Raw genomic sequence first — 24,344 nt, 5'->3', positions numbered from 1 at the left:
GCAGAGCTTAGAATGATCCAAGACCGATTAAACAACCGACCTAGAAAACGATTAGGATTTAAAACCCCCAATGAAGTCTTTAATCAATCTTTAAACCGTGTTGCACTTCGTGTTTGAATCTACGAAATATAAACCAAATGAAGACAAAAGATTACGCATTTGTGCGCCACAAACTCCTTAGCAAAGAAGAGATTGCCTTTTTAGATGTGCGCGAGGAAGATCCGCATGCCCAAGAACACCCCCTATTTGCTGCAAACCTTCCACTTGCCCGAATTGAGATTGATGCCTTTGGAAAATTACCGAGAAAAGATGTTCCCATTGTTACTCTTGATGATGGCGAGGGTTATGCGGAACTAGCAGCTACGAAATTACTTGAACTCGGATATTTAGATGTCTCCATTTATCAGGGCGGAGTCAAGGCATGGAAAACTGCTGGAGGCGAAGTGTTCAAGGATGTCAACGTCCCTAGCAAATCATTTGGTGAGTTGGTCGAATCAAAAAGGCATACACCCTCCCTGTCAGCGCAAGAAGTTAAGAAACTAATTGATGACAATGCCGATGTGGTAATAGTCGATGTACGTCGCTTTGATGAATACCAAACCATGAGTATCCCGACTGGAATCAGCGTTCCCGGTGCGGAACTTGTTTTAAGAGTGCCAGATCTAGCCCCAAATCCAAAGACAAAAATCATTGTGAATTGTGCTGGGAGAACTCGTAGCATCATCGGCACACAATCATTGATTAATGCAGGTATTCCAAACGAGGTTAATGCCTTGCGTAACGGGACCATTGGCTGGACTTTGGCTGGACAAGCCTTAGATAAAGGTCAAAGCCGAAAGTTCAAAGACGTTAGCAATCAGATTACGCAGACCGCCGCGCAGAGAGCGCGCTCGGTTGCAGATAGGGCCAATGTAAAACGTGCAAGCCTTGCTGACCTGCCTCACTGGCAAACTCAACTGGAGCGCACTACTTACTTCTTTGATACACGCACTCCGGAAGAGTATGAGGCTGGCCACTTACCAGGCTTTCGCTCTGTTCCTGGAGGACAGCTTGTGCAAGAGACGGAAATGGTTGCACCAGTTAGAGGGGCTCGCATAGTATTGGTTGATCCTAGCGGTAGTGTCCGCGCTAATATGCCCGCCTCATGGCTAGCCCAGATGTCCTGGGATGTTTATGTCCTTGATACCATTAAAGTAAGCGACCTGACGGAACGAGGTTCTTGGCAGGCACCACTACCAAAGCTACCGAGCGTTTCATCAATTGATCCAAAGACACTTTCAGCTTGGCTCAAAGCAGATAGCAATACAGTGATAATTGATTTCAGCACTCATGCAAATTACATTAAGGGGCATATTCCTGGAAGCTGGTTTGCGCTAAGATCAAGACTGGTGGATGACATCGTCAACCTGCCTAAGGTAGATCGCTATGTACTCACCAGCACACCGCCGGCATTAGCCGCATTTATTGCGGCAGATTTCCAAGCGCTTAGCAAGGCGGAAGTTTATGTTCTGGAGGGTGGCAATACAGCATGGGTCGCCAACGGGTTTGAGCTAGAGCGAGGAGCAAGTCGCCTGGCATCGCCACCGCTAGATCGCTATAAGCGCCCCTATGAAGGCACTGGCATTGACATAGCAGCAATGCAAGCATACCTAGACTGGGAGTTTGGCCTAGTTGAGCAATTGCGCAAAGATGGCACTCACCACTTCTGGGTGCTCTAAGACGTACACCCAATAAAAAAGCGCTGGTAAGTCCAGCGCTTTTTAGCTTACCGATCAGCTATTGAGCTAAACAATCTTATTGCGAATAATGCCAATACCGGTAATTTGAGTCTCCATCACATCACCTGGCTTCAAAAATTCTTGAGGGGATCTGCCAAAGCCAACGCCTGAAGGAGTGCCAGTAGCAATGATATCGCCAGGCAGTAATGTCAGGCTACGTGACAACTCAGCAATAATGGCCGGTATTTTGAAATACATCTGCTTGTAGCTGGCATTTTGTTTTTCAACGCCATTCACACGACAGATGATGCGTGTGTCATCCAAAATCACGCCGCCCGCCGTCACAACCCAAGGACCCATCGGTCCGTGGCCGTCTAAGCTCTTACCTTTAAACCATTGGCCTGAGTGGCGCTTCTGCTGAACGTCACGCGCAGTAGTGTCGTTATATGCAGAATAACCAAAGACATAATCCATGGCGGACTCTTCAGAAATATTTTTACCCTTCTTACTGATGATTACTGCCAACTCAGCCTCCCAATCAATCTGGGTTGAATAACTACCATCATAGGGAATGCTATCAAAAGGGCCATTCATAGTCTGAGTGCCCTTGGTAAATAGTACTGGGACCTTGGGGTACTCTTGGACAACCGTGTCAACACGATTCTTTTTGCCCTCATCAAAGTGATCCAGGTAATTCCAGCCAACACAATAAATATTACTTTGCGGCTTAGGAATAGGCGACAGCAGAATCACTTGATTCACATTCGCTAAGTTAGAGCCGCGATTCTTAAAAATAGCAGCAAGCTCAAGCAAGCCCTTATTGCCTGAGCCGGCTAAAGAAATCATAGAGGTGGGGTCAAAAGAAAGTTGTACTTTTTGACGAGCAGCTTCTGCTGGGATATCTACAACTAAACCATCATTGGTAACCAAACCCAAACGAGAAGTGGCACCCATTTTAGGTAAATAATTAGCAATACGAAATCCCGCCTTACCAGTCATTGTCTCGACTATGATCGGTTGACGCTCTTGTGCCGAAGCAGATCCGGCTGGCATCAACAGCCCTCCAATTGCAGCCGTTGTTCCAAGTTTAAGCATATCTCTACGATTTGTATCCACAATATCTCCTCTTTTATGTATTTTTTTAGGGCATCTCAGCAATGCCCTTTGCCTCAAATCTTAATACAAATCCTACAATGCGCAGAAATTTCAAAAAATAGCTATTCTAGGAGAATGAAGCCAATTTATCGTCAGCTCAGCATTTACCTCATAGCAGCCCTGCTCATACCCATAAGCGCTTGTGAGCGCGAGACTTACACTAGTTGGAATTGCAAAAATCCGGTTAGCGATAAACAAACAATGGTTCTCAAAAAGGCGCAGATGCAATTTGCCGGAGGACGGCTAAATTATTGCGGAAGCTTGGGTGAAAAAAGCTATTTTGATGCTAATTGTCCCGCTTTGATTCAGGATGCCCAGGTTGTCTTTACTCCTAGCACCGGACTTCTATTGGATCGCGCAAACGCATTTCAGTGTGAGGCACTTTAATAGTGATGGTAAATGCCTAAAAATTCAATAAACCCTAAGAAGTTGCTGCTGACTAAATGGACCGCAGTAAAGCCCATTAACAAACAGAAGCATTTCTTAGTGAGCAGGGTTATTCTTCCAGAGCCTCCAGACGAGAGAATCGAGTTTGTGGAACTTGAAGCCATCTTCAGCAAGAAGCTCCAAGTCATTTCTTGGCGTGAGCTTAGTGATCCAGAAACCTGGGTTCAGGGCTGGGAATAAAAAAAGACCGCTCACTTGCGGTCTTTTATCAAGTGGAAGATAGAGTCACTCGCCCTTCTTTTTGCTACTAGATGTTTTTTTAGAAAATTCATCTAAGTTTTTTTCAGCGGCGTCTGCCACCTGATTAACGATGCGTCGCCCTTCTTTAAACATTTTTTGACCAGTAGTCGACATTTCATGAACCACTTTAGAAAGTTTGTCAGCGTGAGTCGGCATTTTATTCTCAGCATCCTCCAGCCAAGTAACTAAGGAGGTGCGCACTTTTTCTAAATGCTTCTCTGTTTCATCAGCGGCATCCTCACCAAGATCCTTTAGAACAGACTTAACCTTTTTCTGATAAACAGCAGCGCGCTTAGCAGCTTCTTTCGTTGCTTCTTCTTGCAGGCCTTTAAGCTTAGTTAAGTCATTTTTGGCCGCAGACTTTGCACTATCCATTGCATTTTTCATGCCCCACTCAATTTCAGCAATATGATGTTCGCTCAACTGCTTGGCAGCATCTAAGAGCTTATGGGAGTAAGCAAAAAGCTCTTTTGCTTTTTCCTGTTGCCACTTTTGAAAATCTTTTGCGTCCATCATTTCCCCTTAATAAAGTCATTATCAATCGCTACCAAACTTACTCTTAAACTGCTCACGTAATAACTCTATACTGATTTTCTAGACTTGCCAATAACCTTGGTCTCCAGCATTAGAATAGGCCCATGACTGACCAAAAAACCCTCTTTGACACCATTGGCGGGGCCAATAAAGTCGATGAACTAGTCGATCGCTTTTATGACTTAATGGCGCTAGAAGAAGCTTTAGCTGATCTGCGTGCCATGCACCCCAGTGATCTATCTAGCTCTCGAGAAAAACTCAAACTTTTTCTGACTGGATGGATGGGTGGCCCCGATATTTACTCACCCAAGTATGGTCACCCTATGCTTAGAGCTAGACATCTACCCTTTAAAATTGGTATTAAAGAACGCAATCAGTGGTTAGCTTGTATGTATCAGGCACTCGAAGATTGCAATATTGAAGGCGCCCTTGCGGATCGCCTTCATGAGTCATTTTTCAACACTGCCGACTGGATGAGAAATCAGCCCAACTAGTCCAATTTAGCTCCAGCCTGCTTCACCGCGTTTTCCCAACGCGGCATCTCGGCTGTTAGGTATCTCGTAAATTGCTCTGCGCTCATATAAGCAGGGTCTGCACCTTGATCAATCATCTTCTTTTGCACTTCTGGAGAGTCGAGGGTCTCTTTAAATGCCTGACTCAACCTATTAACAAGCTCTGGTGGCGTACCCTTAGGTGCAAGCACTCCATAGAAACCCACCACCTCCAAATTAGCAACCCCAGTCTCCAGAACCGTTGGTACATTGGGTAATGCTGGGTTACGTTTTGCACTCGTGACAGCAAGGGCTCGCACCTTACCCTGCTTTGCATAGTTTGCCGCCTGCGGAACCGACTCAGCCATAAATTGAACATGCCCGGCAATGAGATCGGTAAATGCGGGAGCGCTCCCCTTGAAAGGAATATGGACCATAAAAATACCGGTTTCCGTTTTGAGCATCTCCGGTACCAAATGTGAAATTCCACCATTACCCGCGGAGCCATAGTTCAACTTACCTGGGTGAGCTTTAGCATAAGCAATCAACTGTTTAAGCGTTTGAACCGGCACATCATTATTTACAATTAAGGCTAACGGCTGCTGAGCGGTACGTGCGATCGGCTGAAAGTCTTTTAAGGTGTCATAAGGGGATTTTGTATAGATTGCTGGGTTAATGACCATCGTGCCAGTATTGGCAAGCAATAGCGTATAACCATCTGCTGGAGATTGCGCAACAAATTGGGCGCCGACCGCACCACCGGCCCCAGACTTGAAGTCAATAATGATCGGCTGACCCAAAGTGTTTTGAAGCTTATCTACCAATAGACGGATATGCGCATCTAAGGGACCACCAGCCGGAAAACCAATAATGATCTTAATAGGTTTATCTGGGTAGGCAGCTTGAGCGCCACCAAACAATAAAAATGAAGAGGCTAGCAGCAGAAATGTCCGGATAGTACGTAGGGATATCAACATTGCCATGAGGGGGTTGGTTAAGTTAGATACACTTTACCCGAAAGGCTCTTTATCTCGAAATGATTGAACTTATTAGTGACTACTTAAGCAATCCAGGGCTCTGGATTGCATTTCTGACCCTGTGTGCCCTCGAGGTGGTATTAGGCATCGATAACATCATCTTTATCAGCGTTATCACCAACCGTCTGCCCATTGAAATCCGCGCACGAGTCCGAAACTTTGGGTTGATCTTCGCCCTGATCACCCGCATCCTATTGTTGCTGAGTCTCTCTTGGGTAATGGGGCTTACGCAGGAGTTATTTTTGATTCAGACTCATCCAATCTCAGGGCGTGATCTGATCTTATTGCTTGGCGGATTTTTCTTAATTTGGAAAGCATCAAAAGAGATCTACAACGAAGTGGAAATTGGGGAATCCCATGACATTAGTCTGGAATCAAATAGCTCTCCGATTGATCAAAAATCAATGCTGAAGATTTTCGCTGGATCGGTCATTCAAATTGGTCTGCTCGACATTATCTTTTCTCTTGATAGCGTGATCACAGCCGTAGGTATGGTTGATCAAATCGGTGTCATGATTTCTGCCGTCTTAGTCTCGGTTCTCATCATGCTAATTGCAGCAAAACCTATTGGTGAATTCGTACAACGTCACCCCTCTATCAAGGTGCTAGCCTTATCGTTTTTGACAGTTGTTGGCGTAGTACTGATTGCCGAAGGAATGGGAGTGCATATTCCCAAGGGGTATATCTATATAGCTATGGCCTTTTCACTGATAGTGGAGTTACTGAACATCCGCTCACGCGAAAAGAAAAAAACATCTTAGACGACTAGAGTGCGTGGGCGCAAGCATAGCCGCTAGACCAAGCCCATTGGAAATTGTGACCGCCTAGATGACCAGTAACATCAACGCATTCGCCAATGAAAAAGAGTCCAGGATGATTACGTGACATCATAGTTTGACCATCTAACTCTTTGGTATCCACTCCACCCAACATCACCTCAGCCTTTTTCCAGCCGAGGGTTCCTGCCGGCTTCACTGACCAATTGGTGATTAGCTCTTTTAAGGCCTGACGATCCTTCTTGGAGACCTCGGCCCATTTTCGACCCAATAGGTTTTTTTGCTCGGAAAATGCTTTGGCTAGACGCTGAGGCAATACTGAAGCCAAAATAGTTTCCGTTAGTTTGAGTCGATTATCTTCATTATTAAAGAGGTCATCACATTGAAAGCCGCCCTCTACTTCAATGGCTCCAAGCCAGTCAATATGAATTGCTTCACCCTCGATCCAGTAGCTGCTTGCCTGCAAAACTGCTGGGCCAGATAAACCTTTATGCGTAAGCAATAGGTCTTCATTAAAACGACAGGCTCCATATCGACTGCCCTTTGACCCTGAACTAATTCTAACGGGCAAACTCAGACCTGCCAATTCATTCAGGTTGGAAAAAGTTTCAGAAGTAAATGAAAGGGGAACCAAAGCTGGGCGTGGATCAATCACATTTAACCCAAATTCTTTAGCAATATCCAAAGCATAAGCAGTAGCCCCGATGGCGGGCACAGGAAGGCCACCAGTTGCCATCACAATAGCTTTTGCCTTCTCTACGCCATGATTAGTTTGAATGATCCAAATATCAGCATCGCGAGAAATGGCTTCCACGCTTACGGGATGATGAATCTTCACGCTACCTTTGGCGCATTCCGCGAACAGTAGATCAATGATCTGTTTTGCTGATTCATCACAGAAAAGCTGACCCTGATGTTTCTCGTGATAGCCAACGCGATAAGACTGCAGCAGCTTAATAAACTCATTCGCCGGGTAGCGCGCCAAGGCGCTCTTCACGAAATGCGAATTTAAAGACAAAAAATTCGCTGGACTACTATGTAAATTCGTAAAGTTACAACGACCGCCGCCACTAATACGAATTTTTTCGCCCAAGACCTCAGCGTGATCAAGTACTAATATTTTTTTACCTAGCTGTCCCGCAACGCCAGCACAAAATAATCCGGCAGCTCCGCCACCAACAATGATGGCATCCCAAATTTTACTCATAGCTTATTTAAAACGCTCAATAATTTCAGCAGGAATCTTTAGTTTTTCCATATGCCTTCGGGTATACGCTTGCCTAAAATTCTTGGTCATCGAGATCATGACTGAAGCCGTCCAGGCAAATGAAAACATGCCTGAGAAAGCAATAATGATAGCCAGCATTTTCCAACCTAAAGGCAAAAGATCATCCATAAAACCCATTGCCGTATAAGTGCTGCCAGCGAATAAGATGCTTTCACTTAAGATGGGCAGTAACTTCAAAATCCACAGCGATAGACCCCAAATAATAATCTCAGCAATATGGGTCAACAATAAACACAAAATACTGATGTAAAAGATGAATCCCACCGCAGCATGTTTATGCTCAGCGAGATACAAAAATGATTTCACTTCATAACGCTTGGCAATTTGCAGTAAAGCAATACCATGAAACAACATGACGAACAACAGAATAGTTATCCCTAGCGCATAAGCGGGAAGATCTAATTGGGAGCTAAAGCTTGTAGTTTGGAGCGTCATCATATTGAGCTTATTTTACAGACGAACTCATACCAACTGATACCAGTCAGCAATGACCTTCCAAGCTTCTTCTGCTGTTTCCACCAGATGAATCAAGCGCATATCATCCTGATCGATTACGCCAAATTGGGCCATTTGTTTAAAGTTGACCATTTCAGACCAAAAATCTTTTACCACCAAGATGATGGGAAAGACTGCGACTTTCTTCGTCTGCATTAAGGTCAACACTTCAAAGAGTTCATCAAAGGAACCAAATCCACCTGGATAAGCAACAATTGCTCGAGCCCTGAGCATAAAGTGCATCTTTCGCAAGGCAAAGTAATGAAAACGAAAGCTCAAGCCCTCCGAGATGTAGGAGTTTGGGTGCTGCTCGCGTGGCAGACTAATGTTGAAACCGATTGTTTGATCGCCCATCTCAAAGGCGCCTCTATTAGCTGCCTCCATGATGCCCGGTCCGCCTCCAGTGCAAATATGCAACTTATTATTTGTCTGGGATTGTGTGGCATTGTAAAGCGCGACAATCTTGCCGAATTGGCGGGCGGACTCATAATATTTAGAATGCAATAGGTCTTTTTGAGCTTGTGCTTTTTCCTCGGGAGTTTTAGCCAGTTTTTCTAGAGCTAATGCTTGTTCTCGACTCACAAAGCGAGTTGAACCGAAAACGGTAATCGTGTGCTCAATGCCCTGCTCTCTCAATAGAATCTCAGGCTTTAGCAACTCCAACTCAAAGCGAATCCCTAAAGTCTCCCGACGCGCCAAAAAGGCAGGGTCATCAAAAGCAAACTTAGACGAATCCTCAGAACTTTTCTCTGAAATTTCAGTCTTATTCAGATGTAAAAAATCAGAGATGGTTTGAGCATTGTTAATCGGAAGCTTGGGACTCATATCGGCGCCTTGAATACGTATTGAGCCCTATCTTACCTCCTGATTACTCAGTATTACTACCTAGAATCTACTATCACTTATATCTTCAAGGCTTATTAGGAGTTATGGGGATTTACCGAGATCAAAACACAGGGTAAGATTATTGTAATTTCAATAAATCAAAGGAAAAAGCAATGAGCAATCGTTCAATCATCATCATGGTACTAATTCTAATTAGTGCTACAGCCTACTTACTCCTTAAGGGCGATGGCAATATTGATATGGGCGGTGAAAAGCATGGCGCTGAAGCGACCCATGCTGAAGAAGCCTCTAAGGATGCTCCTGCTGCTGCACCAACTGCGCCTACAGCAACTCCTGCTGCTGAAGCAAAGAAGTAATTTTATTAATCCCAGAAATAACCGCGCTTAGTCGCGGTTTTTTTATATTATCTCCTCATGAAATATATCCTTAGCATCTGCCTACTTTTCATTTCTCAGTTTGCCAATAGCCAATCGTTGAACAAGCCATATCCAGATCCGGCGATGTTGCAATCGTTTGCGCCAACAGGTGTATTGCGGGTTGGCATCAATCTGGGAAATCCCGTCTTGGCAGGCATTGATCCAGTAAGCCAAAAACTAAAAGGAGTATCAATTGATATTGCCAATGAGATCGGAAAACGCAGTGGTTTGCCAGTCCAGCTAATCCCATTTCAAAGCGCCGGCGCAACAGTTGATGCAATTAAGTCCGGAAGCATTGACTTAGTCTTTGTTGCTATAGACCCAGTTCGGGGAGAAGGCATTAGCTATACACCGGCTTATATCCAAATTGAAGGGGCGTATCTAGTTAAAACTTCATCTCCAATTAAAAACAATGATGAGGTTGATGTAGTGGGCAATGAAATCATTGTTGGAAAAGGCAGCGCTTATGATCTTTTTCTAACTCGTGAGATTAAAAACGCTACCCTTCTCCGTGCCCCTAACTCACAATCCGTAGTAGGCGACTTCATGAAGGGACAAGGGAATGTTGCTGCTGGAGTTAAACAGCAGTTAGAAAGTGATGCCGTGCGCTATTCGGGATCACGCATTCTACCCGGACGCTTTATGGTGATTAACCAAGCGATCGGCATCCCTAAGTCTAGGTCGGAATACGAGAAAATAAATACTTACCTAAGTGCAATCATTGCCGATTTAAAGACATCTGGCTTTGTTACAAACGCGATGAAACGTCATGATATCCAAGGTGCTAAAGTGGCTGACTAAGGCCCTTAGCAATCATAGCTTTGTAAGCGCTCTGGAATAAGGACGTTTCCCCAGCCCAACTCGTCCCGAATGCTGGCAGCAAATGTGGCGGCTGCTTTAGGCTCTCCATGAACCACAAAGGTCGACTTAGGCGCCCCCTTAAATCCCCTTAGCCACTCAAGCAGACCGGCCTGATCGGCGTGTGCCGATAAGCCACCTATCGTATGGATCGAGGCTCTCACCAATACTTCCTCACCAAACAACCTCACCGTGGGAGCCTTGTCTACCAAGCGACGCCCAAGACTGCCATAAGCTTGGAAGCCTGTGATAATGATAGCGTTTTGAGCATATGGAAGATTATTCGCCAAGTGATGAACAATACGGCCAGCATCACACATGCCGCTTGCAGAGATAATAATTGCCCCGCCTTTAATCTTATTCAGTGATTTTGATTCTTCGACATCAGCAATAAAGCGTAACGTCATAGCCTCTGGATTATTTTTAAACCACTCAAAAGTTGTTTGTGATTGCTGATCAAGCTGTGAAAAAAAATGTTGAGTTAAGTGTGTTGCAGCCGTTGCCATTGGTGAATCTACCCAAATACTCAAATGCGGTAATAAACCTCGCCGAACCAGATCAATTAACAGAAATAACACCTCTTGGGTTCGCCCAACCGCAAAAGCTGGAATGATGACGTTTCCATGGCTTCGCATAGTGGTGGAAATTACCTCCACCAACTCATCTTCAGTCTCTTGCAAGCTGCGATGGAGACGATCGCCGTATGTTGATTCAACCAACAACAGATCGGCGTGAGGAATTATTGCTGGATCTGGCATCAAGACCCTGCCTTTCATACCAATATCACCAGAAAAAACACAGCGTTTTGTGGGGGAGTCAGTCTCCTCAATATCCAAGATGGCTATAGCCGAGCCAAGAATATGACCTGCATTATGAAACTCCAAGCGGATGCCATTGCAAGGCTCGACAATTTGCCCGTAATCTAGCGCCACACACTGATTCAAGCTTATCTCAACCTCTTCTCTACTGTAGAGGGCTACTGGAATATCGCCATGCCACTTACCCGATTTTTTCTTACGCTCTGCACGCTCTGCATCCGCCAACTGCAAATGCGCACTATCGGGTAATAGAATCTTCAGCAACTCCAAAGTGGCTTTAGTGCAATAAATGGGTCCAGCAAAACCCTGAGCGCAAAGGCGTGGCAACAAGCCGCTATGATCGATATGGGCATGCGTTAAAACAATGAAATCAATTTCTTTAGGGGGAAATGGCAATGACTCAATATTTTTTACACTAGCTTCATGGCCACCCTGAAACATCCCATAATCGACCATAAAGCGCCTATTGCAGCCGCCAATAGAAGCTTGTATTGAATGTCGCGAGCCCGTGACCTCGCCAGCAGCACCAAAAAATTGAATCTTCATGTTTAAAGCATACTCCGCTTAAAATATCCCTACCACTTAAATAAGAGCGATCACTTAGGGATGACCCCATCAATCGACGAAACAGTTGAGCTGGATTCACTGGCCCTCATCAAACAATTAAATCGAAGTCCATCAGCGCATAAAGGTGATGCCGGTAAAGTGGTCATTGTTGGTGGAGCACCTGGCATGGCAGGCGCACTCCTACTTGCGGGGAATGCAGCAATGCACCTTGGTGCCGGATGGACCATCTTAGAAATGCTCGATCCCTCTTCTGCTTTTGTAGTGGTCGAGCATCCAGAGCTCATGGTGAGATTGGCCGAGCACAATGCAGCAGAACAACTGCGCGATATCAAACCTGATCTGCTTGCAATTGGGCCGGGGTTAGGTGACTCCCCTGCTGCCTATGAATGGCTCAAAGCCAGTTTGGCATATCCTCTAAGCCCTTTAATCATTGATGCCGACGCGCTCAACCTGATCTCAGAGAATGACAACCTCTTAGTGGCACTACAAAAACGCAATCAAGACTTTCCAAATCAGAGCGTCATTACTCCCCACCCTGGTGAAGCAGCTCGACTGCTAAAAATATCTAGTGCGGGTGTCCAAGAGCGACGCTTAGCCGCTCTCAAAGACTTAGTCAAACTTACCGGCTCTATTGTGGTGCTCAAAGGTCAGCACACCTTAATTGCATCACCTCAACATGCTAGCGTTCAATGTAATCAAGGCAACCCGGGTATGGCTACAGGCGGAATGGGTGATGTACTGACAGGAAGTATTGCCGCAATTGCTGCCCAAGGTATTCGTCATCAACTTGATTTATGGTCATCGACCTGTATTGCGGTTCAGCTTCATGCTTCTGCTGCCGACAACTTAGTCAGCAAAGGGGTTGGGCCGATTGGTCTGACACCATCCGAAACTATCCTAGAAATGCGTAGCATGCTCAATGGGCACCTATCAGCAATATGAGCACTACACCCCAATCCATACAACATAAACGCTATATGTACGGCATCTTGATGGCTGCCATCGGATCTATCCTCTTCTCAGGAAAAGCCATCCTCGTTAAGCTGGCGTTTACCTACGGCGCCAATGCAGAAACCCTGCTAGCCCTGCGCATGCTCATTGCCCTACCATTGTTTTGGTCAATCTATTGGTGGCAATCGCGCAAGCAAACAATGAGCCCTATGAGTTGGCCTGACTGCATCAAGATTTTTTGCTTAGGATTTTTAGGGTACTTTTTTTCCAGCTATTTAGATTTTTTAGGGTTGCAATACATCTCCGCCGGTCTTGAGCGCATCGTCCTCTACCTCACGCCAACGATTGTCTTATTGATCTCTTATTTCGTTTTACACAAGGCGATATCACGCCTGCAATGGGCTGCATTAGTTGTAGGCTATCTTGGTGTGATTACCGTCTTTATTCAGGATGCACATTCCTCAGGAAGTGCAGCTTGGCTTGGCATGCTACTGGTATTTGTAAGTGCCTGCGTATATGCCGTCTACATGATCGGCTCCGGTGAAATGGTAAGCCGTATCGGCAGTATTCGTTTAGTGGTCTATGCCAGCAGCTCATCAGCATTTTTCAGTATTGCCCAGGCCTTGATCTACAACCCTGGAGATCTTTTGGCGCAAACATCTCAAATCTATTGGCTTAGCCTAATTAATGCCAGTTTTTGCACTGTCGCCCCAATGCTGCTTATTATGATCGCCATTAATCGCATTGGATCTCCACTGGTAGCGCAGGCTGGCATTCTTGGACCGGTATCAACCATCTTCATGGGCTGGGCTGTACTATCAGAGCCTATTACGTGGTTGCAAATTGGAGGTATGGCACTGGTAGTGAGTGCCATGTGGTTGTTAGTTCGTAATGACTCCCAAAAGCAAAAACCATTGGATTGCGCAAACTCCAATGGTCTTGATGGCAAAGATCTATACGGCTCTTAGCCGGCTAACAATTTTTATTGCTGTGCAGTTTCAGCGTTTTTTGCCTTCTTCTTGGCTTTTTTCTCAGCTCTCTTTTTGGCTTTCTTATCCTTTTTTGCCTGCTGCTTGGCTTTTTTCTCGGCAGCCTTATCTACCTGAGCGCTTGGGGCTGTGGCTGGTGCAGCAATAGGAGCTGCTACTGGGACTGGGGCCGGCGCAGGGTCTGCTGCCATTACCGAGATTGGGGATAGGCCAATAGCAGCCGAAATAACAGTAGCCAAGCTTAAGCGCACAAAACGAGAAATCATTAAATTCTCCAAATGAGTTTGTTGATTTTTCAATAATACCTAATAATTGAATAAATATATCGACATCTATGAAATTTCAACCCAGCCATAACTGACTGCTTACAGTTATTAAGATCTGGACGTAAAAAAAGCCATCCGAAGATGGCTTTTTTTACTCAACATCATTACGCTGGCTGAACTTCAACCTCAGTAATCTTTTCCAAGGCCGTTGCAAGATGGTCGACTGTGCGATCAACATGCGCCAACTTCTCAAGACCAAATAAACCAATCCGGAAAGTCCGGAAGTCAGGGCGCTCATCGCACTGCAATGGCACACCAGCCGCGGTTTGCAAGCCTAACGCAATGAACTTCTTGCCCGACTGAATATCAGCATCTTTGGTGTAACTCACCACCACTCCAGGAGCCTGGAAACCCTTGGCTGAAACTGATGGATAACCTTTAGAAACCAGTAGTGCACGTACTTTATCCCCCAACTCTTGTTGCTTTTGCTTTAGAGCGGCAAAACCTAAGCTCTGAGTTTCTTTCATGGTGTTGCGTAAGATTTTCAGTGCATCAGTTGGCATAGTGGTGTGATAAACATGCCCACCTTTTTCATAGGCTTCCATGATTTGTAGCCACTTTTTAAGATCCATAGAGAAACTACTGCTCTGAGTGGACTCAATCCGCTCACGCGCTCTCTCGCCAAGTGCGATCAAAGCGCAACAAGGGGAACTACTCCAACCTTTTTGTGGCGCAGTAATCAAAACATCCACGTTGGAGGCCTTCATATCCACCCACATTGCACCAGAAGCAATGCAATCCAATACAAATAATCCACCAACTGAACGCACTGCCTCACCAACCGCTTTTAGGTAAGCATCTGGCAGAATGATTCCGGCAGATGTCTCAACGTGAGGAGCAAATACCACTGCTGGCTTTTCTTTCTTAATAAAGGCAACTACATCTTCAATCGGTGCTGGAGCGAATACGCCCTGAGCAGTAGCATCCAATTGCTTGCCTTTAAGAACGGTAACGTCTTGAGTAATATTGGCCAAATCAAAAATTTGTGTCCAGCGATAACTAAACCAACCATTACGTAATACTAAGCATTTTTGATTATTGGCAAATTGGCGAGCAACTGCTTCCATCCCGAATGTGCCGCTACCTGGCACAATCACAGCAGAGCTTGCGTTATATGCGTCCTTTAAGACGCTAGAAATATCCACCATCACCTTTTTAAATTCTTCAGACATATGATTCAAGGAGCGATCGGTGTAAACAACCGAGAACTCTAATAGACCATCTGGATCAATATTGGGAAGTAAGCCTGGCATAGTAATTTCCTAGAAATTCTGTAAATAGCTCTAAATGATACTGATTTAGTTATTTATTGCACTGCATTCAAATTCTATTTGATCAATTTAGCCTACTTAGCCACCTGGAGTGGCCAAAAAAGGGTGAAAAATGCCGACACCCTCGCTTTTGAGCGTCACTGCCCCCAAGCATGGCACCCTTTGACCTCAATAGACTTAATCTGATCCCAATTGCAAATGATTTTTTTGGCGCTTTTCAATCGAATTCTTTAGTAATGCAGCCAGACGATAAAAACCATGGGCAAACTTTCCGTAAGGCATTGTCAAGAAAAAGCTCATGACAAAACCAAGATGAATCGCCAGCAATGTCGCCATGCTAGCGGTATCACGATAAACCAGCAAAGCCAGACCGGAGGCGCTAATACAGAACAACAGAATGATGAAGGCTCTATCCATCGGTCTTTGGGTTGCATCACCATGCCCAGCATTACGCCGCAGATTTAAATAGAGCAAGCCAGCGGGACCAATAATCAAACCGATGCCGCCAAGTGTGCCTAAAATCACAGGCAAACTCGCTAGCGGATATGGTGCATGTAAGTCCAGCAGATAGTGATATAGCGTTGCTACGGATGTAGCAGCAAAACAAAACAGAAACCCGTAAAAAGTAAAGTGATGGAAACGCTTGCGCCAAAGTGAAAATGCATCATCTTCATTATTGCAGCCATCGCCATGACCGCCCCCAAGATACTTTAAGGTCAAAGCATCATGGGTTGCCTCGGCTGCTGCTGCACCAGATAAGGCTCCCCCAGAGATTTGACTCCAAAAAGAACGTAGGCCAATACCTAAAGCAAGCAACGCATAGGTAAAAACAACACCAAACATCAAGGCCAAAGTGTTGTGTGGAAAGATTGCGTAAAAGTTACCGTTTAATGGGGCGGAAATTAAATGACCGTTAACCCATAAAGTGAGGAGCAAAAAGAATATTAACGAGAGCGAGCTTGCTAAGGCGACGGTGATGCCATTGCTCTTATACAAAGCACCAAACGACTTTGGCCAAGCGTAGTTTATATAGGTGTCCTTTCTAACCTGCGCCATAACTAGAGGAATATTGACAGCAAATTCATGGGGAGGGGCATATTGGCAAGCATGCAAACATGCGCCACAGTTATGACAAAGATTGGCCATGTAATTCATATCGGCAGGATTAAATTCAATTCTGCGGGTCATAGCCGGAAACACAACGCAGAAGCCCTCGCAGTAGCGGCAGGCATTACAGATCTGCAGCATACGCGCAGCCTCTACCACTGGAGATCCCGACCCGAGCGTCTCGGCCTCTTGAACCAAATCTTTAAGCTGCTGCATTTTGAGTATCCTGATGACTAAGGGCGCATTGAGCCGCTTGTGTTCCCGCAATCCTGCCAAAGACAGTTCCAATCGCCATGCCAATACCTGCTGCATAGCCTTTTCCTAAAACATTTCCAGCCATCATCTCGCCCGCCACAAATAAGTTATCACTAGGTTTTCCACCGAAATGCACATTCGCTTTTTCAGTAGTCTTAAGCCCCAGATAGGTAAATGTCACACCAGGTCGCAAAATATATCCGTAGAACGGTCCAGTATCAATTGGTAAAGCCCAATGTGTTTTTGCCGGCTCTATGCCCTCGGTATGACAATCATCCATGATCGTATGGTCGAAAGTACCAACCTTGCATGCGGCGTTATATTCACGAACCGTTTTCAGCAGCGCCTCTCTATCTAAACCCAACATATCGGCCAAGTCTTCCAAGCTATCTGCTTTATCCCCTGGGAATACTGGGGGCATAAATCTACCTAATACTTTTGAATCAATAATGGAATAACCAATTTGACCCGGTTGTTGTGCTACCAACCTACCCCAAAACGCATAGCGCTTTGGCCAAAAATCTTCACCCTCATCAGAAAAGCGCTGCGCATTTTTATTGACGACAATTCCAAATGAAACACAATCGACGCGCGTACAGATTCCGCCATCATATAAAGGTGCACGGGCATCGATTGCAACCATATGCGCTTGAGTCGCATCACTCACTGAATCTGCACCCATATCAATCAACTGTTTTAATAAAACACCTTTGTTAAAACGAGTACCCCGAATTAAAAAGTTATCTGCGGGAGCCTCACCAAACTCATTAACACCCCAAGCTTCTTTTAACCACTCTCGATTGGACTCGAAACCGCCCGCAGCCAAAACACAGGCCCTAGCTTCGATACGCTCATCACCGACATAGGCGGCTAAAAACTTTCCATCTTTAATGTCTAATGATGTCACTGTGGCGTTATAGCGAATCTCAACCCCAAGCTTTTCGGCACTTCGGAAATAGGCGTTTACTAAAGCCTTCCCACCGCCCATAAAGAAAGCATTAGTCTTAGACAGGTTCAAGGTGCCAGACAATGGAGCCTGAAATCTGACGCCATGTTTTTGCATCCAGCCGCGGCAATTAGCAGTAGCTTTAATAGTTAGACGCGCTAATGCTTCATCAGTAATACCGCCGGTGACTTTGAGAACATCCTGCCAATATTCTTCTTCAGGATAAGCGTCACTCATTACATCTTCGGGGCCATCGTGCATTGAACGCATATTGCGGGTGTGTATCGAATTTCCGCCACGCCATTCTTTGGGCGCTGATTCCAAAAGCAAAACGCTTGCCCCGGCCTCTTTAGCCATTAAGGCCGCACAAAGAGCCGCGTTTCCCCCGCCAATTACAAGAACATCAAACATATTCAACCTAAACAGTTATGACAAACCAAAAAAAATAACTCTAATACTTTTCTTCATTTAAATCTTAAACGCGAATCAAGATGCTTTCACTGACTGATGTCTGCTCCTGGTGGAGGAGACCAAAATGCCGGCTACAATCAAGACGAAGGCTAAGCCATGAAAGAGTCTTGGAGGCTCTCCGAGCATGGCGGCTGATAGTACTCCAGTAAACAAAGGGATCAAGTTGGCAAAAAAAGCTGCCACGGTAGGCCCGGCTCCACTCACACCCAAACCCCAGCAACGGTAAGCGATCAAAGAAGGGCCAATAGCCACAAATAATATAAGAGATATGGTAATTGCATTGAGCTCAAGCAAGGCTTGCCCACTAGCAATCTCAAAGCCGTCGAAAAAGATTGTCCAAAGCAGCCCCACCAGAATTTGTGCCAACAAAAAATCTGCCCATGGCCACTCTCGTTCGGCACTCGATCCTGGGCGACTTAGCATCCAGCTATAAAAGGCCCACAAAATGGTGGCAAGCATAATCAGAAGATCGCCTACCACCAACTCCATCCCCTGCAAGGCGAATACATCGCCTCGGGTTAATACAACCATGACGCCCAACAGAGAAACCATCGCACCAACCAACTGCAAAAAGGTGGGCCGAACTTGATAAAAAACCGCACCAATCAATAACATCCAAATGGGCATACTGGCACCAATTAAAGTCACGTTGATTGGTGTCGAGGTCTGCAGAGCAAGATATAAGAGGATGTTGTAGCTACCCACCCCAAAAATCCCTAGAAGCATTAGGCGGGTCTTATTTTTCCATAACGGACTGCCGCGCCTAAAAATACGCCAACCCAGGGGAAGCAAAATAAGAGCTGCCAAAGCCCAACGAACAGCGCTTAAGGTAATCGGGGAAACACTTCCGACCAAGAGGCGTCCGGCGATTGCATTTCCAGCCCATAGCGCTGTTGCGACAACTAAATAGAAAATGGTGGCTAAATTAAGCAAAGGCATTGGAAAATATGAGCAAGTCGTAAATCAAGCCCCTCAACTAGGGACAACCCTCCTATTGTAGAAACAAATGCTCGGTATTGCTAAGATAGAGCTTAATTAGGTCAAAGCCTAGACAAATGACCTCAAATAGAAGGATAAACAGTGGCGATCATCACCAATATTGAAGACCTACGGGTGCTTCATCAAAAACGCACTCCCAAGATGTTTTATGACTATGCTGATTCCGGCTCGTGGACCGAATCAACCTATCGAGCTAATGAATCTGATTTTCAAAAAATCAAGTTACGCCAGCGTGTAGCAGTAGATATGACGAATCGCACTACTAAAACCACCATGGTTGGCGAAGAAGTGGCTATGCCTGTTGCGTTAGCACCTACCGGCCTTACTGGCATGCAGCATGCCGATGGCGAAATCCTTGCGGCTCGTGCGGCGGAGAGATTTGGAGTGCCATTTTGCCTATCCACCATGAGTATCTGCTCTATCGAGGATGTTGCCGAACGAACTACTAAGCCCTTTTGGTTTCAACTCTACGTTATGAAAGATCGTGGATTCATTGAACGACTAATTGAGCGGGCCAAAGCAGCTAAGGTATCCGCCCTCGTCCTCACTCTTGACTTACAGATTTTGGGCCAACGCCATAAAGATCTGAAGAATGGCTTATCAGCCCCTCCCAAGCTAACCCTTGCAAACATGATCAATATGGCCACAAAGCCGCGCTGGTGCCTTGGTATGGCGATGACACCGCGTAGAACCTTCCGCAATATTGTGGGACACGCCACAGGCGTAGGCAATATGTCCTCACTCTCATCCTGGACTGCCGAGCAGTTCGATCCAGGTTTGAACTGGGGAGACGTAGAGTGGATCAAAAAACTATGGGGCGGAAAACTGATCATTAAAGGCATCCTAGATAGCGAAGATGCACGTTTAGCAGCAAACTCTGGCGCCGATGCTTTGATTGTCTCTAATCATGGAGGCCGGCAACTAGACGGTGCAGTTTCGAGCATTCAGGCACTCCCCGGAATTGTGGATACCGTTGGCAAAGATATTGAAGTCTGGATGGATGGCGGCATCCGCTCCGGCCAAGATGTTTTAAAAGCATGGGCTCTTGGAGCTCGTGGCACATTGATTGGTCGCCCGTTCCTATATGGCTTAGGCGCCATGGGAGAATCTGGAGTGACAAAATGTCTAGAACTCATTCACAATGAATTGGATATCACAATGGCTTTTACGGGTCATCGTGATATTCAGAACGTCACAAAAGATATTCTATATCCCGGGACTTTTTAAAATTAAATACATTCTTGACCACCCCTTCATTACCTTTTCACTCACACTGGTAATTTGCTCAGCATCTGTTTGGTTTGGAAATGCAGCACTCAGCAAATACCGCACGAAAGATAGCGAAACCGCCTCCGATTTGGGAATTATTCAAACTGCAACATTGACGCTTTTAGCGCTCATCATTGGCTTCACCTTCTCAATGGCAATTGATCGTCATGATCAAAGAGAAGTTTTAGAAGAGGCAGAAGCAAATGCTATTGGTACCGAGTTTCTGCGTGCCGACCTTCTACCCTCAAACTCAACATCTGCAATCAAAGCACTTTTAGTGCGCTACCTTGATCAGCGCATCCTGTTTTATACCGAACAAAACGAAGAGCCTCTGCAAGAAATTTCTAAACGAACTGATGATCTCGAAACGGCGCTCTGGCAGGAAGTTCTACCACTTGCCCGTTCACAAACTCATGCAATGCTTGCTTTGGCCGTCTCAGGCATGAATGATGTCCTCAACTCCCGCGGCTATACCCAGGCTGCCTGGTGGAACCGAATACCTTACACCGCCTGGGGGCTGATGGGGGCAATAGCGATTTGCGCCAATCTCTTAGTAGGCTTTGGGGCGAGAAACTTTACGCATAATGTCGCCCTCTTTATGATTTTTCCTTTTGTCATTGCGGTCTCTTTTTTCCTAATAGCCGATATTGATAGTCCAAGAGGCGGCGTCATCAGGGTGGAGCCACGCAACTTACTTCAACTTAAAAATACATTAAATCCACATGGTGCAGGCAAACTCAGCACTTCAGAAAAATAAAACGACATAGCACCTTCACGGGCGGTAAAAATGAAACGAGTAGTAGATGTATTTAAAAATCGTGGTCGCGATTTAGTTTGGACCTATGTGATTCATTTGGAAAATGATGAGTTTCATCCAGCGCAAATTGATTTTGAAGTAGAAGCTCTGAGACTTTCTCAATTGGATAAACGCGGCCCTGCAAATGAATTAAGCGCCAAAGCAAGATTGCCAAATTAGGCATTACACAATGACCACAAAAGAGTCATTGTCAATCGACTTATCTATCATGATGGTTGCACATCAATTCAACCCATCATGTATAACAAACGCTATCACCCCTTATCTATTTTCTTTCATTGGCTCGTATTTTTGCTGGTAGCTGGGGCGCTAGCTGTAATTGAACTAAAGGGTCAGTTTGTCAAAGGGAGTGAACCCCGCGAGCTCTGTAAAACAATTCACGGTCTTTTAGGGCAGCTCATATTTGTTGCCATGGTATTGCGTCTGGGTATTCGCATGATCTATGGCGCTCCAACACAGCCTGGGACCATCTCGCTATTTAGAGTCCTAGATAAAGCAATGCATTGGCTTTTGTATTTTTTGCTGCTAACACTCCCAATTATGGGATTGGTATTTCTTCAGGCGGGCGGAAAAGATGTCCACTTCTTTAGCTGGACACTTCCCCAAATGATTAACCCCGACCCCTCGCTCAAGAAGACATTCAAAGAACTACATGAATGGCTTGGCAATACAATCTATTTCCTCGTTGGCGTCCACGCTCTTGCTGCTTTGTGGCACCATTACATCCTGAAAAACGATACACTTCGTCGAATGCTAAATAAATCTGACCTTGAAACAAAATAGGACTTTGAAGAATATGAAACCATTAAGCAAAAAAGCAAAAATCACTGTCGGCTGGACAACGCTGATAACTGTCGTTGGCACGGCAATCCTGCACCAATGGCAATTCTTTGCCCTTGGCTGCGCTTCGGTAGCCATGCTACTTATTGCCAATCACTTTGATTTACTAGACCCCCCTAACAATAAAAAATGAGGTCAATTCCCTCAGAAATATGACCTCACCGCTAGTCACCCAAGGCTGGGTGACTACAACCAGACTCCCTTCATTACAAACTTGGGTAGTCGGTATAGCCCACTTCGGCTCCACCATAGAATGTTGCTCTGTTATATGGGTTTAATGCTGCATTCTTTTGAAAGCGCTCGGCCAAGTCTGGATTCGAAATATATAAGCGACCATAAGCGACAGCATCAGCCAAACCATCCTCAAGCACTTGCTCGCCCATCGCTTGATCGTATCCGCCGGCACTAATAAATTTACCCTTGTAGGCTTTGCGGAACATTTCTGAAGTGATCGGCGCACCCTGGTTAACCTGATCGTTACCGCCGGCACTGGTTGAACGCGGCTCAATCATGTGAACATAGGCCAAGTTGCAAGCATTTAAGCGATTGATGATGCTTCCAAATAAAGCAACTGGGTCACTGTCGCTCATGTCATTGAATGTGCCATAAGGTGAAAGACGTACACCAATGCAATCACTTGGAAAAACTCCAGAAACAGTCTCTATTACTTCGCTGAGCAATCGAATGCGATTCTCAATGGATCCACCATATTGATCAGTGCGTTGATTTGTGCCATCTTGCAAGAATTGATCCAAGAGATAGCCATTTGCCGCATGTATTTCTACGCCATCAAAACCTGCTGCCTTTGCATTTTTTGCGGCCAACTCATACTCTTTAAGTAGGCGGGCGATATCATCATCTGTCATTGCTCTAGGGGTTTCATAGTCATGCAATTTCCAGTCTGCGCCATAAGTTTGGCCAGCGGGTGCAATGGCGGAAGGCGCCACCGGTAAGCCCTGCTCAGGATGCAAAGAGGAGTGTGAAATTCTCCCCACATGCCAAAGCTGAGCAACGATTGCTCCTTGCTTTGCATGTACCGCCTCAACAATTTCTTGCCAAGCAGCAGTTTGTTCGGGTGAATAGATTCCTGGAGTAGCAGGGTAACCCATGCCCAAGGCAGAAATCTGGGTTGCCTCAGTAATGATCAAGCCAGAACTTGCACGCTGTGCGTAATATATTTTTGCCAAGGGGTTTGGTACATCACCAGCCACGGCACGCATTCTGGTTAAGGGCGCCATAACGAGGCGATTCTTTAACTCTATTGAGCCCAGTTTGACTGGAGTAAACATGATTTCTTTTCCGGACATTAACATCTTTCTTTTATATAAAGCAAATAAACACGAAGCAAGACTGTAGCAAGATTGCAGCAATTTTGCTCACACACGAATTCCTTTACGCTTACCGCGACTTATTCTTAAGTTAGCCCCAAAACGCTCTCGAATGGCATCAGATAGAGCCTGAAACTCTTCAAGGTGGGCGGAAGAAGATCGGGTAACTAAGGCAATAACCCTTTTGGGAGCAGGCGCAGCCAAAGGCCGAGCCAGCAACTCCGTACTATTAAGCAAACCGCCTTTTACAGCCATCTCTGGAAGCAAAGCAATTCCCATTCCTGACTCCACCATCTGCAGTAATGTCAGTAGGCTAGTAGCCTCCATCCCCTCCGCATTACGAACATCCGCTCTCTTGCAGGCCTGCAAAGTATGGTCACGAAGGCAATGCCCCTCTTCCAGTAATAGCAACCTCTCTGCCATCTTGGCGGGTAAATGCACTTCCTTACCTTTTAGGGCGGGGTCATTCTCGCGAGCCACCAACCAAAACTCATCATTAAATAATTCGCTAACCAATAAACCATGAACGTCGTAAGGCAAGGCAATTAAAGCAAAATCCAATTGATGATCGGCAAGTCTTGCTAGCAGGTTGGCCGTCAAATCTTCGCGTAAAGTAATCTTTAGCTCAGGGAAGCGTTGCCGAATGTCAGGTAGAACAGTAGGCAATAAAAATGGAGCAATTGTCGGAATAACCCCCAACCGAATCGTGGCAGTCATTGGCTTAGATGCCCCTCTAGCGAAGTCCATCAAATCCTCAGAGGCAGCCAGAATGGCTTTAGCGCGCCCTAAAACATCAAGTCCAATCAGAGTAAGCGAAACGCTTTGCCGGTCACGCTCAACCAATCGGACCCCCAAGCCCTCTTCTAGCTCTTTTAATCCAGCGCTCAAGGTGGATTGCCCCACATAACAAGCCTCTGCGGCACGGGTAAAGTTCAACTCTTTGGCAAGAGCTATAAAGTAGCCAAGCTGTCTTAATGAGGGTAGATAGGCCATTTGATCGAATTGTCTATTAATCTAAAATATCGATCAATAATATCATTATTATTCATTGGACCGATAACCATTTAAAGCTCAGAATCCATCCCATGG

28 protein-coding genes and 1 pseudogene are annotated in these 24,344 nt (G+C 45.6%); 15 read left to right on the top strand and 14 right to left on the bottom strand.

Features of this window, described 5'->3' with window-relative positions:
* Both ICN46_RS12020 and ICN46_RS09705 read left to right on the top strand, forming a co-directional pair.
* A pseudogene (locus ICN46_RS12020) lies at positions 1-117 on the top strand (IS30 family transposase); the annotation flags it as partial.
* 20 nt (positions 118-137) lie between these two features.
* Positions 138-1,718: a rhodanese-related sulfurtransferase gene (locus tag ICN46_RS09705; RefSeq protein WP_216208000.1), complete on the top strand. Its 1,581-nt coding sequence runs from the start codon at positions 138-140 to the stop codon at positions 1,716-1,718.
* A 66-nt stretch (positions 1,719-1,784) separates the two neighbouring features.
* Here the strand turns inward: ICN46_RS09705 and ICN46_RS09700 are convergent, their stop codons facing one another.
* Positions 1,785-2,834, bottom strand: a complete 1,050-nt coding sequence (locus ICN46_RS09700; RefSeq protein ID WP_216207995.1) for a fumarylacetoacetate hydrolase family protein — start codon at positions 2,832-2,834, stop codon at positions 1,785-1,787.
* Between the two features lie 114 nt (positions 2,835-2,948).
* On the opposite strand from ICN46_RS09700, the gene ICN46_RS09695 reads away from it, so the two are divergent.
* Positions 2,949-3,260, top strand: coding sequence for a hypothetical protein (locus tag ICN46_RS09695; protein ID WP_216207992.1), 312 nt, complete (start codon positions 2,949-2,951; stop codon positions 3,258-3,260).
* A 12-nt stretch (positions 3,261-3,272) separates the two neighbouring features.
* Positions 3,273-3,500, top strand: a complete 228-nt coding sequence (locus ICN46_RS09690) for a TIGR02450 family Trp-rich protein (protein WP_216207989.1) — start codon at positions 3,273-3,275, stop codon at positions 3,498-3,500.
* Positions 3,501-3,545: 45 nt separating this feature from the next.
* On the opposite strand, the gene ICN46_RS09685 is transcribed toward ICN46_RS09690, so the two are convergent.
* Positions 3,546-4,073, bottom strand: a complete 528-nt coding sequence (locus tag ICN46_RS09685; RefSeq protein ID WP_216207986.1) for a hypothetical protein — start codon at positions 4,071-4,073, stop codon at positions 3,546-3,548.
* A 125-nt stretch (positions 4,074-4,198) separates the two neighbouring features.
* Between ICN46_RS09685 and ICN46_RS09680 the strand changes: the two genes are divergently transcribed.
* Positions 4,199-4,588: a group II truncated hemoglobin gene (locus tag ICN46_RS09680; protein WP_216207984.1), complete on the top strand. Its 390-nt coding sequence runs from the start codon at positions 4,199-4,201 to the stop codon at positions 4,586-4,588.
* Here ICN46_RS09680 and ICN46_RS09675 read toward each other — a convergent pair.
* Positions 4,585-5,568 carry a Bug family tripartite tricarboxylate transporter substrate binding protein gene (locus ICN46_RS09675; protein WP_216207981.1) on the bottom strand — a complete coding sequence of 328 codons (984 nt, stop codon included), beginning with the start codon at positions 5,566-5,568 and terminating at the stop codon, positions 4,585-4,587. The two genes, ICN46_RS09680 and ICN46_RS09675, sit on opposite strands and share 4 nt — an antisense overlap.
* Before the next feature lie 53 nt (positions 5,569-5,621).
* Here ICN46_RS09675 and ICN46_RS09670 point away from each other — a divergent pair, with 53 nt between their 5' ends.
* Positions 5,622-6,383, top strand: a complete 762-nt coding sequence (locus ICN46_RS09670) for a TerC family protein (protein WP_216207979.1) — start codon at positions 5,622-5,624, stop codon at positions 6,381-6,383.
* A gap of 4 nt (positions 6,384-6,387) precedes the next feature.
* Here ICN46_RS09670 and ICN46_RS09665 read toward each other — a convergent pair whose 3' ends face one another.
* Genes ICN46_RS09665 through ICN46_RS09655 form a run of 3 tightly spaced genes read right to left on the bottom strand, consistent with a single transcriptional unit; the run spans position 6,388 to position 9,006 of the window.
* Positions 6,388-7,605 (bottom strand): BaiN/RdsA family NAD(P)/FAD-dependent oxidoreductase, encoded by a 1,218-nt coding sequence (locus ICN46_RS09665; RefSeq protein ID WP_216207974.1) that lies wholly within the window; start codon positions 7,603-7,605, stop codon positions 6,388-6,390.
* 3 nt (positions 7,606-7,608) lie between these two features.
* Entirely contained in the window at positions 7,609-8,124 is a 516-nt protein-coding gene (locus ICN46_RS09660; protein WP_255538828.1) for a hypothetical protein, read from the bottom strand.
* A 24-nt stretch (positions 8,125-8,148) separates the two neighbouring features.
* The gene (locus ICN46_RS09655; protein ID WP_216207971.1) at positions 8,149-9,006 is read right to left on the bottom strand and encodes an LOG family protein; all 858 of its coding nucleotides are present in this window, start codon (positions 9,004-9,006) and stop codon (positions 8,149-8,151) included.
* A 173-nt stretch (positions 9,007-9,179) separates the two neighbouring features.
* On the opposite strand from ICN46_RS09655, the gene ICN46_RS09650 reads away from it, so the two are divergent.
* Both ICN46_RS09650 and ICN46_RS09645 read left to right on the top strand, forming a co-directional pair.
* Positions 9,180-9,383: a hypothetical protein gene (locus ICN46_RS09650; RefSeq protein ID WP_216207969.1), complete on the top strand. Its 204-nt coding sequence runs from the start codon at positions 9,180-9,182 to the stop codon at positions 9,381-9,383.
* Positions 9,384-9,440: 57 nt separating this feature from the next.
* Positions 9,441-10,244, top strand: coding sequence for an ABC transporter substrate-binding protein (locus ICN46_RS09645; protein ID WP_216207967.1), 804 nt, complete (start codon positions 9,441-9,443; stop codon positions 10,242-10,244).
* 5 nt (positions 10,245-10,249) lie between these two features.
* Here the strand turns inward: ICN46_RS09645 and ICN46_RS09640 are convergent, their stop codons facing one another.
* Positions 10,250-11,665 carry an MBL fold metallo-hydrolase RNA specificity domain-containing protein gene (locus tag ICN46_RS09640; RefSeq protein WP_216207963.1) on the bottom strand — a complete coding sequence of 472 codons (1,416 nt, stop codon included), beginning with the start codon at positions 11,663-11,665 and terminating at the stop codon, positions 10,250-10,252.
* Positions 11,666-11,725: 60 nt separating this feature from the next.
* On the opposite strand from ICN46_RS09640, the gene ICN46_RS09635 reads away from it, so the two are divergent.
* The gene (locus ICN46_RS09635) at positions 11,726-12,628 is read left to right on the top strand and encodes an NAD(P)H-hydrate dehydratase (protein ID WP_216207959.1); all 903 of its coding nucleotides are present in this window, start codon (positions 11,726-11,728) and stop codon (positions 12,626-12,628) included.
* The gene (locus tag ICN46_RS09630) at positions 12,625-13,605 is read left to right on the top strand and encodes a DMT family transporter (protein ID WP_216207956.1); all 981 of its coding nucleotides are present in this window, start codon (positions 12,625-12,627) and stop codon (positions 13,603-13,605) included. Before ICN46_RS09635 ends, ICN46_RS09630 begins: the two co-directional genes overlap by 4 nt.
* 14 nt (positions 13,606-13,619) lie before the next feature.
* Here the strand turns inward: ICN46_RS09630 and ICN46_RS09625 are convergent, their stop codons facing one another.
* The 5 genes from ICN46_RS09625 to ICN46_RS09605 all read right to left on the bottom strand — a co-directional run bounded on the left by ICN46_RS09625 (position 13,620) and on the right by ICN46_RS09605 (position 18,941).
* The gene (locus tag ICN46_RS09625) at positions 13,620-13,892 is read right to left on the bottom strand and encodes a protein tyrosine phosphatase (RefSeq protein WP_216207953.1); all 273 of its coding nucleotides are present in this window, start codon (positions 13,890-13,892) and stop codon (positions 13,620-13,622) included.
* Positions 13,893-14,056: 164 nt separating this feature from the next.
* Positions 14,057-15,205 carry a pyridoxal-phosphate-dependent aminotransferase family protein gene (locus ICN46_RS09620; RefSeq protein ID WP_216207949.1) on the bottom strand — a complete coding sequence of 383 codons (1,149 nt, stop codon included), beginning with the start codon at positions 15,203-15,205 and terminating at the stop codon, positions 14,057-14,059.
* Between the two features lie 195 nt (positions 15,206-15,400).
* A complete protein-coding gene (gene tcuB, locus ICN46_RS09615) occupies positions 15,401-16,546 on the bottom strand; it encodes a tricarballylate utilization 4Fe-4S protein TcuB (protein ID WP_216207946.1) in 1,146 nt (381 codons plus the stop codon).
* Positions 16,533-17,942, bottom strand: a complete 1,410-nt coding sequence (gene tcuA / locus ICN46_RS09610) for an FAD-dependent tricarballylate dehydrogenase TcuA (protein WP_216207943.1) — start codon at positions 17,940-17,942, stop codon at positions 16,533-16,535. Before tcuA ends, tcuB begins: the two co-directional genes overlap by 14 nt.
* Before the next feature lie 75 nt (positions 17,943-18,017).
* Positions 18,018-18,941, bottom strand: a complete 924-nt coding sequence (locus ICN46_RS09605; protein WP_216207939.1) for a DMT family transporter — start codon at positions 18,939-18,941, stop codon at positions 18,018-18,020.
* Between the two features lie 141 nt (positions 18,942-19,082).
* Between ICN46_RS09605 and ICN46_RS09600 the strand changes: the two genes are divergently transcribed.
* From ICN46_RS09600 to ICN46_RS09580, 5 genes are all read left to right on the top strand, one after another.
* Entirely contained in the window at positions 19,083-20,228 is a 1,146-nt protein-coding gene (locus ICN46_RS09600) for an alpha-hydroxy acid oxidase (RefSeq protein ID WP_216207936.1), read from the top strand.
* A 130-nt stretch (positions 20,229-20,358) separates the two neighbouring features.
* Positions 20,359-21,027, top strand: a complete 669-nt coding sequence (locus ICN46_RS09595; protein ID WP_216207934.1) for a bestrophin-like domain — start codon at positions 20,359-20,361, stop codon at positions 21,025-21,027.
* Positions 21,028-21,057: 30 nt separating this feature from the next.
* Positions 21,058-21,246 (top strand): hypothetical protein, encoded by a 189-nt coding sequence (locus ICN46_RS09590; protein WP_216207928.1) that lies wholly within the window; start codon positions 21,058-21,060, stop codon positions 21,244-21,246.
* A gap of 78 nt (positions 21,247-21,324) precedes the next feature.
* Positions 21,325-21,870, top strand: a complete 546-nt coding sequence (locus ICN46_RS09585) for a cytochrome b (RefSeq protein ID WP_216207925.1) — start codon at positions 21,325-21,327, stop codon at positions 21,868-21,870.
* A 13-nt stretch (positions 21,871-21,883) separates the two neighbouring features.
* Positions 21,884-22,060, top strand: a complete 177-nt coding sequence (locus ICN46_RS09580; RefSeq protein WP_216207922.1) for a hypothetical protein — start codon at positions 21,884-21,886, stop codon at positions 22,058-22,060.
* 73 nt (positions 22,061-22,133) lie between these two features.
* Here ICN46_RS09580 and ICN46_RS09575 read toward each other — a convergent pair whose 3' ends face one another.
* Both ICN46_RS09575 and ICN46_RS09570 read right to left on the bottom strand, forming a co-directional pair.
* Positions 22,134-23,234 (bottom strand): alkene reductase, encoded by a 1,101-nt coding sequence (locus ICN46_RS09575; RefSeq protein ID WP_216207919.1) that lies wholly within the window; start codon positions 23,232-23,234, stop codon positions 22,134-22,136.
* 69 nt (positions 23,235-23,303) lie between these two features.
* The gene (locus tag ICN46_RS09570; protein WP_216207916.1) at positions 23,304-24,248 is read right to left on the bottom strand and encodes a hydrogen peroxide-inducible genes activator; all 945 of its coding nucleotides are present in this window, start codon (positions 24,246-24,248) and stop codon (positions 23,304-23,306) included.
* Positions 24,249-24,344: the final 96 nt, after the last annotated feature.

It is taken from the genome of Polynucleobacter sp. Latsch14-2 (assembly GCF_018881925.1).
Lineage (GTDB): Bacteria > Pseudomonadota > Gammaproteobacteria > Burkholderiales > Burkholderiaceae > Polynucleobacter.
Note: the sequence above shows the minus strand (reverse complement) of the source record. Positions and strands in the feature narration are given on the sequence as shown.